Source organism: Primorskyibacter aestuariivivens, from assembly GCF_028023675.1.
Classification (GTDB): domain Bacteria; phylum Pseudomonadota; class Alphaproteobacteria; order Rhodobacterales; family Rhodobacteraceae; genus Marinovum; species Marinovum aestuariivivens.
This window is the reverse complement of record NZ_JAQIOZ010000018.1, coordinates 20694-34846: the sequence shown is the minus strand read 5'-3', so window position 1 is coordinate 34846 and position 14153 is coordinate 20694. Positions and strand designations below refer to the sequence as shown.

The following is a 14153-nucleotide window of genomic DNA, read 5'->3' as shown; positions in this document are numbered from 1 at the left end:
TGGTTTATACTTTCTTGAACAGGACAGAGGCGTTGGTGCCGCCAAAGCCGAAGGAGTTGGAGAGCGCGTAATTGATCTCGCGTTCGCGCTTTTCATTCGCGGCAAGATCGACCGGTGTCTCAACCGCCGGATTGTCGAGGTTGATGGTCGGCGGGGCGACCTGATCGCGGATGGCGAGGATCGAGAAGATCGCCTCGATTGCGCCCGCCGCGCCCAGAAGGTGCCCGGTGGCGGATTTGGTCGAGGACATGGTGACCTTGTCCGCCGCATCGCCCATCAGCTTCTCAACCGCGCCCAGCTCGATCACATCCGCCATGGTCGAGGTGCCATGCGCGTTGATATAGTCGATCATCGACGGGCCAACGCCCGCCTTTTTCAGCGCCATCTTCATGCAGCGCAGCGCGCCGTCGCCATCCTCGGAGGGCGCGGTGATGTGATAGGCATCGCCGGACATGCCGTAGCCCACGACCTCGGCGTAGATTTTCGCGCCGCGCGCCTTGGCGTGTTCGTATTCTTCCAGCACAACCACGCCCGCGCCCTCGCCCATGACAAAGCCGTCACGATCCGCGTCATAAGGACGGCTGGCCTTTTGCGGCTCGTCGCCACGTTTGGTCGAGAGCGCCTTGCAGGCATTGAACCCCGCGATGCCAATCTCGGAAATGGCACTTTCGGCACCGCCCGCGATCATCACCTCGGCATCGCCATCCTTGATGATACGTGCGGCGTCGCCGATGGCATGGGCACCGGTGGAGCAGGCTGTCACAACCGAATGGTTCGGGCCCTTGAAGCCGAACCTGATCGACACCTGACCGGAGATCAGGTTGATCAGCGCGCCGGGAATGAAGAAGGGTGACACCCGCCGGGGGCCGCGCTCCTTGATCAGGATGGCGGTTTCGGCAATGGAGTTCAGCCCGCCGATGCCCGAGCCGATCAGTACACCGGTTTCCAGCAGGTCGTCCTCATCCTCGGGCATCCAGCCCGAATCCCGGACGGCCTGTTCCGCCGCCGCGATGCCGTAGAGGATGAAATCATCCACCTTGCGGCGCTCTTTCGGAACCATCCAGTCATCGGGGTTGAACGTGCCATCACTGCCATCGCCATAGGGCACTTCGCAGGCATAGGTGGTGGCCAGATTGCTGGCGTCGAATCTGGTGATGGGGCCAGCCCCGGATTTTCCGTCGAGAATGGCCTTCCAGCTTTCCTCCACTCCGCATGCCAGCGGTGTGACCAATCCAAGCCCTGTGACAACTACTCTGCGCATGGCTTTGCCCCCTTTTCACGCTTTGTCCGCTCTTACCCCGACCGGGCCGACAGGGGCAAGAGGCAGCGGCGCGATCATGGGCAGAGCACCGCGTATGGGCTGCAGAATGCCAACGCCCCGCAAGCTCCGCAAATGACATCCACGTTTAAGCGGGCATTGCGGGGCCGCGGGGCCAATCTTTTGCAAAAGATTGGCAAAAGCTTTGGAAAGCTTTTGCACGTGGTCGAAGCGGCACGGCAGGTCTTCCGCCGTGCCGTTACAGATCAGCGGTAGAGCAGCGATTGCCCATTCGCGAAAAGATGCACCTTGGCCGGGACCGCCGTAAGGTTCACGACCTTGCCGCGGACATCCTTGTGAATGCCTGCCAGTTTGCCGATCACCGGGTCGGCGTCGCCCTGCTTTTCGAAATAGAGCAGCGTGACCTCGCCAAGCGCCTCGGCAATGTCCACTTTGGCCTGATAGATAAAGCTTCCGTCACCGCTTTCGACGAAATCCTCGGGGCGCACGCCCACATTCACCTTCAGCCCCATATCCGCATCCGTGGTGGGATAGTCCGACAGCGCCTCGCCGCCGCCTTCCATCCGAACGCGGGTCTGGGCCCCCGTACCCACCACTTCGCCCGGCATCAGGTTCATCGCGGGCGAGCCGATAAAGCGCGCCACAAACTCGCCATTGGGGCGTTCATAGAGCTCCAGAGGTGAACCGACCTGAGCAATGGAATATTTGTGCCCGTTATCCTTGAGCGCATCCAGCACCACGATCCGGCTTGCGAGCGTCATCGCCTCGACCTGGTCATGGGTGACATAGATCATCGTGCTGTCGGGCATCTGCTCTTTCAGCTGGGCAATCTCGATCCGCGTCGCCACGCGCAGGGCGGCGTCCAGATTGGAAAGCGGCTCGTCAAAGAGATACACCTTGGGGTCGCGCACGATGGACCGGCCGATGGCCACCCGCTGGCGTTGCCCGCCGGACAGTGCCTTGGGCAGACGGTCAAGATATTCGGTCAATTGCAGCTTTTCGGCGGCTGCCCCCACGGCCGCATCGATTTCGGCCTGAGATTTCTTGGCCAGTTTGAGCGCAAAGGACATGTTATCGCGCACCGTCATATGCGGATAAAGCGCATAAGACTGGAACACCATCGCAATGCCGCGTTGGCTGGGCGGGACATCGTTCACCACCTGCCCGTCAATCTCCAGCGTGCCGCCGGTGATCTTTTCCAGTCCCGCGATCATCCGCAAAAGCGTGGATTTGCCACAGCCCGAAGGCCCGACAAAGACGATCAACTCGCCTTGTTTGATGTCGAGATTGATGTCCTTGAGCACTTCAACCGTGCCACCATAGGTCTTTCCAACATCCGTCAGTTTCAGATTTGCCATCGTATCCCTCCTCCCCGGAGTTGTTATGCCTTGAGTGCCAGTGCCGGTTGCCACGGGCCAAGATGCAGTTTTCCATCCGCCTGCGGTGCCGCCGATCCCAGTTCCGTGCCAACCTGAAGCCAGGTGCCCTTGGGCATGTCGATCGTGCCCGGCTGGTCGCTCATGTTGAAGGCGCAGAACAGGGTCTGTCCGCCATGGGTTCGCGTGAAGGACAGCACATTGCCGTCCGCCTTCAGGCCGGAATGGCCGCCCTTGACCAGCGCCGGATGCGTCCGGCGGAAGGCAATCGCGCGGCGGTAATGATGCAGCAGCGCGGCCGGGTCTTCCTCTTGCGCGGAGACCGAGCGGTTGAGGTGATCATGGCTCACCGGCAACCACGGCGCATGGGACGAAAACCCGCCATTCTGGTTCGACGGCTCCCACACCATCGGCGTGCGGCACCCATCGCGCCCCTTGAATTCCGGCCAGAATTCAATGCCATAGGGGTCCTGCAGGTCCTCGAACGCGACATCCGCCTCGGGCAGGCCAAGCTCTTCGCCCTGATAGATACAGGCCGAGCCTCGCAGGCTCATCATCAGCGTTGCATAAAGGCGCTGTGCGGCCGGCGGCAGGTCCCAGCGGGACACGTGGCGCATCACGTCATGGTTGGAAAACGCCCAGCAGGCCCAGCCATCCGCGGCAACCTCGTCCACCTTGGACAACACTTCGACCACGCGGGTCGCGGTGAGCTGATCCTTGGCAAGGAATTCAAAGGCATAGCACATATGCGCCTTGTCATCGCCTTGGGTATATTCGCCCATGATCTCCAGACCACGCTGCGCGTCACCCACTTCGCCCACACAGGTCGAACCGGGATATTCATCCAGCAGCGCCCGGAATTTTTTCAGGAACTCAAGGTTCTCGGGGCGGTTCTTGGAATAGAGATGTTCCTGGTGGTTATAGGGGTTCACGCTGGGCGCGATATTGGCGTTGCGCTTTTCCTTGGGCAGCGCCGGGTTCGAGCGCAGTTCGGCGTCATGGACATAGAAATTGATCGTATCCAGACGGAAACCATCGACGCCGCGATCCAGCCAGAACCGCACCACATCCAGAAGAGCGGTCTGCACATCGGGGTTGTGGAAATTCAGGTCGGGCTGTTCGACAAGGAAATTGTGCAGGTAATACTGCTCGCGCCGCGCATCCCAGTGCCAGGCAGGACCGCCAAAGATCGACAGCCAGTTATTGGGCGGCGTGCCGTCCTCCTTGGGGTCGGCCCAGACATACCAGTCCGCACGCGGGTTGTCGCGTGAGGCGCGGCTTTCCTTGAACCACGGGTGTTCATCCGAGGTGTGGCTGAGCACCAGGTCGATCAGCACCTTGATGCCAAGCTGATGCGCGGTCGAGACCAGCGCGTCGAAATCCGCGAGGCTGCCGAACATCGGATCGACATCGCAGTAATCGCTCACATCATAGCCGAAATCCTTCATCGGCGAGGTGAAGAAGGGCGAGATCCAGATCGCATCCACCCCCAGCGAGGCAATATGCGGCAGGCGCTGGGTGATGCCCAGAAGATCGCCGATCCCATCGCCATTGCTGTCCTGATAGGAGCGCGGGTAGATCTGATAGATGACGGCACCGCGCCACCAATCGGTGTCCTGCGCCTTGTCGAGGCGTGGCGTCAGGTTTGTATGTGCATTCATTGACATGAACTTTCCTACTTGACAGAGCCGGCCAGCAGGCCGCGCACGAGGTATTTCTGCATTGCGAAGAAGACGATCAGCGGCACCGCGATCGAGACAAAGGCGGCGGCCGCCAGAATGCCCCAGTCGCCCCCGCGTGACCCAAGAAGGTCATCGGCGATTTTCACTGTCATGACCCAGCTTTCCGAGTTGGACGGCAGGAACACTTTCGCCACCAGGAGGTCATTCCATGTCCACAGGAACTGGAAGATCGCGAAAGAGGCCAGCGCCGGGAAGGACAGCGGAAGCACGATCTTGGTAAAGACCTGAAAATCCGTCGCCCCGTCCACCTTGGCGCTTTCGATGATGTCACGCGGCAGGCCGACCATGTAATTGCGAAGCAGATAAATCGCCAATGGCAGGCCAAAGCCGGTATGGGCCAACCAGATGCCAAGGAAGCTCTGCCCGATACCCACCTTGTTGTGCAGCGTGAGCAGCGGCACCAGCGCCAGTTGCAGCGGCACGACAAGCAGGCCAACCACCATGGCAATCAGGAAACCGCGTCCGGCAAAATCCATCCAGGCCAGCGCATAGGCGGCAAAGGCCGCGATCAGGATCGGGATGATCGTCGCCGGGATTGTCACGGTCAGCGTGTTAATAAAGGCGCGGTCCATATTGTTGGAATTCAGGATCGAATCGTAGTTCTGCAGCCCAAACTCCGGCGGTGTTTCCGCCACGATATAGATCGCGGGCGGGCGCTTGATCTCGCCCTCCTGCACCCAGCGGAAATCGCCGTTTTCAGCCACGGTCAGGGACCGGTCCAGCGTCGCGGTCTCGGCGAGGATGGTGTTGCCGTCATCATCGGTCTCGGGGAATGTGGGCGCGCCACCGGCCGGGAATTTCACCACGATACGTTCATTGTCGGTCTCGCCGCCCGGTTCACGCACGTCGATCCGGTAACGCGCGATGGTCTCGCCCGGTTCTGCCGCACCCGGCTCGCGCCCGGTGATGCCGAAACCGGCCACCTCGCCCGCGCCGTCGGGCGCTTCCTCGGACGTGGTAAAGAGGTTGCCGTCCAGCACGAACAGATCCCCATCGGCCACCGCGCCATCGGCGGCGGGCTGCACACGGAACGCCTGTTCCACCGGAAACATGGAGGTCCACCACGCCGAGATCGAGATTTGTTCACGATCCCGGAAGGACGACACCAGAAGCCCCACGGTCGGCACCAGCCAGAACAGCACCAGCAAAGCCACGCTGAGATTGGTGACGAGCGACAAGCTCGACTTTTGACCTGCGATATTGTCCATCAGTTCATCTCCTTGCGGGCCTGGCGGATGTTCCAGATCATCACGGGAAGCACGATGATCATGATGACAAAGGCCACCGCCGTCGCGCGCCCGTCATCACGGAACATGAAATCCATCATGTAGCTGGGCAGGATCTCGGTATCGAAATTGCCCCCGGTCATCGCATAGACGATGTCGAAAACCTTGAGCGTGAGAATGGTGATTGTGGTCCAGACCACGACGATGGTGCCCATGATCTGCGGCACCTTGATCTTGAAGAACACCTGAAACGGGTTGGCGCCGTCGATGATCGCCGCCTCGACCGTTTCCTCGGGGATGCCGCGCAGGGCGGCGGAGAGGATCACCATGGCAAACCCGGTCTGGATCCACACAAGGATGAACATGATGAAGAAGTTGTTCCAGAACGGCAGTTGCAGCACATCCACGGGATCAAGCCCCATGCTGTCGCGCACCGCGTTGATGATGCCGATATCGGGGTCATTGGCATAGACGAATTTCCAGATCAGCGACGCGCCGACAAAGCTGATCGCCATGGGCATGAAGATCAGCGATTTCGCGATATTGCCCCATTTCAGCTTGTCGGTGAGCTGCGCCACCAGAAGGCCGAAAAAGGTCGCGGCGGCGGGTACGAAAAGCACCCAGAGCATGTTGTTGAAAAACGCCGTGCGAAAGCCCTCTTCGCCGAACATGGTGGTGTAGTTGCCCAACCCGATGAATTCGTCACCCGCGCGATTGAACAGCGAGCGGTAGAAGGAGCCGATCACCGGATAGACCAGGTACAGACCCAGTGCGAAGATCGCCGGGAAAAGGAACAGCCAGGGCCGGACCATGGTGGCGCGGTTCACATTGCGGCCGTGGTCGTCATTGCGCGCTGGAAAGATCACCTTGTCCAGAATCCAGTTCGACGCGAAGAAATAACCCACACAGCCGCCCACGCCGACAATGATGGTGATAAGGCCTTGTAAAATCGGTGACATGCAGTCCTCCCCTGTTCGGACGTTCCCCATCGGGAACTCCGGTCCGCACCATGTCCTGCCCTTAGCGACTGCGCTCTGGCGGCGTGGTGTGGTGGTGGGACCGCGCGACGCGCGCGATCCCGTTTGGTGTCAGAAGCCGTTTACTGGATCGAGTCCCAGCGGTCCTGAATGCCTTTGGCCACATCTTCGGCAGACGCGCCGGTGACATAGTCAACCATCCCGGTCCAGAACGCTCCTGCGCCGATCTCGCCCGGCATCAGGTCCGATGCGTCAAAGCGGAAGGTCGTGGCGTTCAGCAGGATCTCACCCTGTGCACGCAGGCTTTCATCGGCATAGGTCGCGGTGTTCACACCGGCATGCGCGGTGAGGAAGCCGCCCTGTGCCATCCACAGCTCATGCGCGATGGGCAGTTTCATGAACTCCAGGAACACGTTGGTCGCGTCGGACGGGTTGGTGATGCCGAACAGCGTACCCGCGCCCAGAACCGGTTTACCAAGGTCTTTTTCCTCATAGGCCGGGAAGTAGAAGAAATCCACGTCCTCGCCCACAACCGTGCCCTCGGGGAAGAAGGCCGGGATGAACGATGCCTGACGGTGCATGTAGCAATCCGCCGGGATCGAGAACAGACCATTGGGGCTGTCGCGAAAATCGGTGGTGGCCACCGCCTGCGCGCCGCCCTGCACATAGTCGTCATTGCGTGCAAACCAGCCGAATTCTTCGATCGCCTCAATCACTTTGGGATCGTCGAACTTCATGTCATTGGCGACCCATGCGTCATAATCGGCGGGCGATTGGGTGCGCAGCATGAGGTCTTCGACCCAGTCGGTTGCCGGCCAGCCGGTGGCAGCCCCGGACCCCAGACCGATGCACCACGGGGTGCCGCCATCGTCCACGATGGTTTGGGTCAGCTCCTTGAGCTCTTCCATGGACTCGGGAATGTCATAGCCCATTTCGTCAAAGGCAATCGGGTTGTACCAGACCAGCGATTTCACATCGACGCGGTAGAACATGCCGTACAGCTGGTCATTGCCATCCGCATCCGCGTAGGTGCCCAGATCAACCCAAGATTGACCAGCGGCGAAATTGTCAGCGACCCAGTCACCGGTGCCTGCGGGCAGCGGCGTCAGGTGACCCTGGCTGGCAAGGTCGGCGGCCAGACCGGGCTGCGGGAACACAGCAAGGTTCGGCGCAGAGCCTGCGCGCACCGAGATCACGATGTCCTGTTCAAAGCTGTCAGAGCCGGAATAGTTGACTGTCGCGCCCGTAGCTTCCGTGAAATAAGAGAAAACCTTGTCGACTTTTTCCTTTTCATTGCCGGTCCAGGGACCGGTGATGGTCACTTCCTGACCGGACAGGTCATGCGCCTCGGCAAAGGCGTTAAAGCTGTCCCAGCTGAAGTTACCCTCGCCCGGCGCAAACGGCAGATGGCCGCCCGCATAAGCCGTTCCGGCGGTCAGGGCGAGTGTTGCAGCACCCGCATAAAGCGTATTTTTCATCGGTCTTCCTCCCTGTGCAATATGTCGCACCTTAGAACATGGCCCTTACGCTTCAACCCGGTTTGTTTTTTCAAACCCATCCAAACCTTTAGCCAAAGCGCTTTGGATGGATCAAAAATGTGCCAGAGCACGCGTAAAGTCAACGAAAATAAAATGGCGTCTATTCAAGGTATTGATCCGAATCGCAGTAAATCCAAAGCGCTTTGCATGAATTTTGACCAAAGCGCTTTTACACGCTAGACTGCTCCCATCGCGCCTAAATGCGGAGACCGCGTCACATATGAACCTGAAACAGCTTTCAGAAGCACTGGGGCTTTCGCAGACCACGGTCAGCCGCGCGCTGAACGGCTACCCGGAGGTGAGCGAGAAAACCCGCGAAAAGGTGCGCAAGGCCGCTTTGGCCGCGAATTACCAGCCCAGTAAGCGCGCCCGCTCGCTGGCCACCGGACGGGCCATGGCCATCGGTCACGTGATCCCGGTCTCGACCCAACAGGAACTGGTCAACCCGGTTTTCGGGGATTTCATCGCCGGTGCCGGGGAAATCTATTCGGCCGAAGGCTATGACATGATCCTGTCGCTGGTAAAGGATTCCGACGAGGCCGATTTCTACCGCGACCTGAAGATCAAGGGCAACGTGGATGGCATCATCGTGCACGGCCCGCGCATGGCCGACCCGCGCATCGCGCTGCTCAAGGAGTTGGGCCTGCCCTTTGTCGTGCATGGGCGCGCCTCGGACATCGACCTGCCCTACGACTTTATCGACGTGCCGAACATCACCGCCTTTGATCAGGCCACCACGCATATGATCGAGCTTGGTCATCGACGGATTGCGCTCATCAACGGTGTCGAGGATCTCGATTTCGCCTGTCGCCGCCGCAAGGGCTATGAGCGCGCCCTGTCGCGCGCGGGTCTGCGCATTGATCCCGCCCTGATGCACTCATCCGACATGACCGAGGCCTATGGCTACAACGCCGCCCGCGACATGCTGGACACGGATAATCCGCCGACCGGTTTTGCCGTGGCGTCCATGATCACCGCGCTGGGGGTGCGCCGCGCCATCGAGGAGCGCGGGTTGAAAACCGGACGTGACGTGTCGATCGTGACCTTTGACGACGACCTGTCCTATATGCGCAACGGCACGCAGGAGGCGCCGATTTTCACCGCCGTGCAAAGCTCGGTGCGCGACGCGGGGCGGCACGCGGCGCGGATGCTGCTGGACCGGGTGGCCAATCCCAATGCACCTGCGGCGGAGACGATGATGGACTGCGGTTTGATTATCGGCGAAACAACGGGGCCGGTGCCGAAAAACTGAAGCGGCGCGCCGCCTGACACAGCCCTGCGCCGTTGCACCTCGCGCCAAGACTGGCTAAAGGCAGAGTCGCACTCTGTTAGCGCTAACTAAATCCCGGCACCTGCCGAAAACCAACCGGTGACTCATGGCTCAGACCCCGACCGCTCCGCTCGCTCTTGTTGCCGATATCGGCGGCACCAATACCCGTGTTGCCCTGGCCGAGGGGCAGCGCATCCTTGACGGGTCGATCAAGCGTTTTGCCAATGCCGGGCGGTCAGGGCTGGACGAGATCCTGACCGAATACATGGATCAGGTCTCTGAGCGTCCTCAGGCCGCCTGTGTCGCCGGTGCCGGGCCGGTCATGGACGGCGTCCTGCACATGACAAACCTCAAATGGCGCATCGACCGCGACAGCGTCAGTGCCGCGACCGGGGCGGATTTCGTGGCGGTGCTCAATGACTTGCAGGCCCAGGGGCACGCGCTGGACCATCTCGGTGAGGGCGATCTGCGCCCGCTGATCAACTGGACCGGCCAGACCGGGGCAAACCACGCGGCCAAGCTGGTGATCGGGTTGGGAACCGGCATGAACGCGGCGATGGTGTTCCGCACCGGGGATCTGACTCTGGTGCCACCGTCGGAATCCGGCCATACCAGCCTGCCCGTGCGCAACGCGGACGAATTGCGGTTTGCGCAATATCTCATCCGCCGCGGGGATTTCCCGTCTGTCGAAGAGGCGCTGTCGGGCCGCGGTGTGCAGAACCTCTATCATTGGCAGTCGCAGGAAGCGGGCGGCGATGACCGGCCGGATGCCGTCGAAATCATGCGCCGTCTGGCATCGGGCGAGGACCCGGTCGCACAGGCGGCAGCGCAATACTATGTACGTTTCGCGGGCCGCGTGACCGGCGATCTGGCACTGATCCAGCTGCCCTTTGGCGGGATCTATTTCATCGGCGGCGTGGCGCGCGCCTTTGCGCCCCATTTCGATGCGCTGGGGCTTCGCACCGCGTTTCGGGACAAAGGCCGGTTTTCGGAGTTCACCGACCAGTTCCCGGTCTGTCTGGTCGAGGATGATTATGCCGCGCTCAAGGGCTGTGCGGCGCATGTGGCGGAATTGATGGGCGCGCCGGGGTAAGTCTCTGACAAGACGAACCGAGATGTCGGTGATTGAGGTCGCGCAGGCCTGCGGCTGGTGCTGCCAGACGAATTCGAACCAGTCTCCGAATGGACAGTGACGCTGCCTCTTATTTTGCGCAGAGGCCGCGCCACTCGGCAAGAGCGGCGGCACGGTTGAGTTTGAAATTGGGTCGAGTTGAGAGGCTGCGTTCCTGATTAAAGTGATTGTAGAAGGAAGCGTGGACGGCGGCGAATTTCTGTAAACTTCGCATCCGCCGGAAGCGAAGCATGGCCCTCTCTCGTCGTCGGAACGGGAGGTGCGAATTCTCCGCCCGATTGTTCAGCCAGCGGCCTGTTTCTTGGCGGTGTTCCGCACCAATTTCCTTCAGCGCCGCTCCGTATGAACGCAGTCGGTCCGTGACGACAACCTCCGGCGGACCATGCTTACGCGTTGTTTTCTTTAAGAATTTCAATGCGGCCTTCTTATCGCGCGTCTTTGTCACAAAGCTTTCCAAGACTTCACCTTCATGATCGACCGCGCGCCATAGGTAGTGTCGCTCACCGTTAATTTTTACAAACACCTCGTCCAGGTGCCAGCGCCAGAGACTGGATTTCATGCTCGCAATTCGGCGCTTTCGGATCTCGGCAGCGAACAGCGGACCGAAACGATGCCACCAGTATCTCACAGCTACATGGCTCACATCGATGCCGCGCTCATGAAGAAGATCTTCCACATTGCGCAGCGACAGCGGAAACCGCACGTACAGCATCACTGCCAGGCGGATTATCTCACGGCTCGTTTTGAAATAGCAAAATGGATCAGGTTTGGTCATCTATAGAAGCTACGAAACCACCCTGCCCGCCTCAAGCTGATTTGCTCTGACAGTACCCCGTTTCAGCCTACACATGGCCAGTTCGCGCTCCCGCCGGCCTTCGAAAGGCGCCACAGAGTGCCGTGACTGCCGTGTTTTCAGACATGATCGATCCGGTTCAGCCTTCTTGATTATATATGCAAAGCACGACCCAGGGCCTTCTGAGCAGTTTCCTGGACTGTTTCCGTCAATGTCGGGTGCGCATGTATCGTGTCTGCGATGTCCGTCAGGGTTGCGCCCATCTCGAGCGCCAATGCAAACTCGCCGGACATTTCCGAGACCGCTGAACCAACGGCATGGAAGCCAAGCACCAGTTCGTTTTTGGGGTCGAATACGATCCGCACGAAACCGTCGCTGCGCTCCATCGTCATCGAACGTCCATTTGCGGCAAAGGGAAAAACCGTTGTTTTCGATCCCTCGATTTCGTTCGGCAACGCGCCCACGGTGACAATCTCGGGATCGGTAAAGCATACCGCAGGAATGGCGCGCTTGTCCCAGATCGAAGGCAGCCCGGCAATGTGCTCGGCCACAATCACGCCCTGTGCCATGGCACGATGCGCGAGCATCGGATCACCGGTAACGTCGCCAATGGCATAGACACCGCGCATCGAGGTGGCACAGTGGGCATCAATCGCCACGAACGGACCATCCATCGTCAGGCCTAGATCCATCAGACCAAATCCCTGCGTGACGGGCGCACGACCCACCGTGACCAGCACCTTGTCCGACGGGATTTCCACGGCGCCATCCGGCCCCTCGGCCAGAAGAGCGCTTCCATCTTCGGACAACCCGTTCGCCCTAGTCGCCAAATGCAGCGTTATCCCAAGCTCCTTCAGACGAGCCGCGACCGGCCTGGTCAGCTCGGCGTCATATTGCGGCAAGATACGGTCTGCGAATTCCACGACAGTCACCTGCGCGCCCAGCTTCGCCATGGCCGTGCCGATTTCCAACCCGATATACCCACCCCCCACGATGGTCAGCCGGTTGGGAACCTCCTGCAGGTCCAGCGCTTCAGTGGAGGAGATGACCTTCCCGCCGAACGGCAGCGACGGAAGCTCCTGCGGTTTTGATCCCGTGGCGATCACCATGGTTTCGCAGGAAATGCGCAAGGCGCCCTCGCTGGTTGAAACCTCCACGGTTTTGCCGTTGATTATCTGCGCCCGTCCAGTCACATAGCGGGTTTTGGCCTTCTTGAGCAGGCTCGCAACACCGCCGGTCAGGCGTGTGACGATACCGTCTTTCCAGGCGATCGTTTTGGCCAGATCAATCATTGGCGCAGTTGCGGAAATGCCCAGGGCGTTCTCGCCGGAAAGGCTGTGCAGCTTGGCAAACTCATCGGCTGCATGGATGAGCGCCTTGGACGGAATGCATCCGACATTCAGGCAGGTGCCGCCCGGTTTTTCCGCTTCGACGACGATCGTGTCGATTCCCAGTTGCCCGGCGCGAATGCCACAGACATAGCCGCCCGGGCCCGCACCGATGATCAGAAGCTTGCAGGTTTCGGTTTTCACGGCTCAATCCTCCATAAAGATCAGCGCCGGGTTTTCCAGCAGGGTTTTGATACGTTGCACGAATTCCGCGGCATCCCAGCCGTCGATCACCCGGTGATCGAAGCTGGCCGAAATGTTCACCATCTTGCGCGGAACGAATTGTGCGCCATCCCACATGGGCCGGACCGCCATCTTGTTGATGCCCAGTATGGCCACTTCGGGATGGTTGATGATCGGCGTCGTCGCAATCGCGCCAAGCGGACCCAAAGAGGTGATCGTGATGGTCGAGCCGGTCAGTTCGTCACGGGTTGCCTTGCCCTTGCGCGCGGCCTCGGCCAGACGCAGGATTTCGGCGGCCAATTGGAAGGGCCCAAGCGATTCCGCATGACGCATGACCGGAACCACAAGACCTTTGTCGGTCATCGTGGCAACACCGATATGAACCGGGTTATGCCGCCGGATGATGCCCGCGTCGTCAAAGTAATGCGCGTTCATCTCGGGATGCTGGTCGATCGCGCGACACAGGGCGGCGCTGACGAATGGCAGCATGGTCAGCTTCGGCTTTTCGCCCTTTCCGGCATTCATCGATGCGCGCAGGTCTTCGACCGCGGTCACGTCGATTTCTTCTATCACGGTGATATGCGGGATACGCGCATTGGCAAGCGACATGCTTTCCGAAATCTTGCGGCGAAGGCCGACGACCCGGATGTCTTCCGCGCCTTCGCGCCGCGACCGGCCGGGCTTGGGCACGGCAACCGCAGCAGGTCCGGCGGCGAAAACCGCATCAAGATCGGTGTCCGTGATCCGCCCTGCCGGACCGCTTCCGGCCACCCGCCGGAGGTCGATGCCTGCGGCCCGCGCCCGCGCCCGCACCGCAGGAGAGGCCAGTGGCGCGGCCCCTTCGGCGCGAGGGGCCCGCACGCTGCCTGCAACAGGCGGCGCGGCGGGGGGCAGTTTCGGTTCCGGCGCTCTCGGAGCAGGCTCGGGGAGCTTTTCCTCGGGCTCTTTCTGCGCGACAGGCGACGCTGCTGCCGCGTCGGTATCCGGTGCGGTCGCGTTTCCTTCGTCCGCGTGCTCGATCGTCAACAGAGTTGCGCCGACTACAAGTGTCTCTCCGATATCTGCGCCCAGCTCGACAACCCTGCCGTCGAAAAGCGACGGGATTTCCACCGTAGCCTTGTCGGTCATGACCGCGGCGAGCACGTCATCTTCCTTGACCAGGTCACCCACTTTTACGTGCCATTCGACCAGTTCGACCTCGGCGACGCCTTCGCCAATATCCGGGACCTTGATGATGCTGATACCCATG

The 14153-nt window shown here is 60.5% G+C and carries 11 protein-coding genes; 2 read left to right on the top strand and 9 right to left on the bottom strand.

The window, feature by feature from the left end; all coding sequences use genetic code 11:
- Positions 1-4 precede the first annotated feature (4 nt).
- The 6 genes from fabF to PGB28_RS16725 form a co-directional block, all read right to left on the bottom strand.
- Positions 5-1261 (bottom strand): beta-ketoacyl-ACP synthase II, encoded by a 1257-nt coding sequence (gene fabF, locus PGB28_RS16750; protein ID WP_271422676.1) that lies wholly within the window; start codon positions 1259-1261, stop codon positions 5-7.
- Between the two features lie 263 nt (positions 1262-1524).
- A complete protein-coding gene (locus PGB28_RS16745) occupies positions 1525-2637 on the bottom strand; it encodes an ABC transporter ATP-binding protein (protein ID WP_271422675.1) in 1113 nt (370 codons plus the stop codon).
- Between the two features lie 23 nt (positions 2638-2660).
- Positions 2661-4316 carry a beta-galactosidase BglA gene (gene bglA, locus PGB28_RS16740; protein ID WP_271422745.1) on the bottom strand — a complete coding sequence of 552 codons (1656 nt, stop codon included), beginning with the start codon at positions 4314-4316 and terminating at the stop codon, positions 2661-2663.
- A gap of 14 nt (positions 4317-4330) precedes the next feature.
- Complete coding sequence (locus PGB28_RS16735) at positions 4331-5605, bottom strand: carbohydrate ABC transporter permease (RefSeq protein ID WP_271422674.1); 1275 nt, start codon at positions 5603-5605, stop codon at positions 4331-4333.
- A complete protein-coding gene (locus PGB28_RS16730; protein WP_271422673.1) occupies positions 5605-6582 on the bottom strand; it encodes a carbohydrate ABC transporter permease in 978 nt (325 codons plus the stop codon). Before PGB28_RS16730 ends, PGB28_RS16735 begins: the two co-directional genes overlap by 1 nt.
- 140 nt (positions 6583-6722) lie before the next feature.
- Positions 6723-8078 (bottom strand): ABC transporter substrate-binding protein, encoded by a 1356-nt coding sequence (locus tag PGB28_RS16725; protein ID WP_271422672.1) that lies wholly within the window; start codon positions 8076-8078, stop codon positions 6723-6725.
- A gap of 280 nt (positions 8079-8358) precedes the next feature.
- Here PGB28_RS16725 and PGB28_RS16720 point away from each other — a divergent pair, with 280 nt between their 5' ends.
- Entirely contained in the window at positions 8359-9390 is a 1032-nt protein-coding gene (locus PGB28_RS16720) for a LacI family DNA-binding transcriptional regulator (RefSeq protein WP_271422671.1), read from the top strand.
- Between the two features lie 124 nt (positions 9391-9514).
- On the top strand, positions 9515-10501 hold the full coding sequence (locus tag PGB28_RS16715; RefSeq protein WP_271422670.1) for a glucokinase: 987 nt from the start codon (positions 9515-9517) through the stop codon (positions 10499-10501).
- Between the two features lie 109 nt (positions 10502-10610).
- Here PGB28_RS16715 and PGB28_RS16710 read toward each other — a convergent pair whose 3' ends face one another.
- The 3 genes from PGB28_RS16710 to PGB28_RS16700 all read right to left on the bottom strand — a co-directional run bounded on the left by PGB28_RS16710 (position 10611) and on the right by PGB28_RS16700 (position 14152).
- Positions 10611-11315: an IS6 family transposase gene (locus PGB28_RS16710; RefSeq protein ID WP_271422669.1), complete on the bottom strand. Its 705-nt coding sequence runs from the start codon at positions 11313-11315 to the stop codon at positions 10611-10613.
- Positions 11316-11485: 170 nt separating this feature from the next.
- Positions 11486-12865 (bottom strand): dihydrolipoyl dehydrogenase, encoded by a 1380-nt coding sequence (gene lpdA / locus PGB28_RS16705; RefSeq protein WP_271422668.1) that lies wholly within the window; start codon positions 12863-12865, stop codon positions 11486-11488.
- Between the two features lie 3 nt (positions 12866-12868).
- Positions 12869-14152: a dihydrolipoamide acetyltransferase family protein gene (locus tag PGB28_RS16700; RefSeq protein WP_271422667.1), complete on the bottom strand. Its 1284-nt coding sequence runs from the start codon at positions 14150-14152 to the stop codon at positions 12869-12871.
- Position 14153 lies beyond the last annotated feature (1 nt).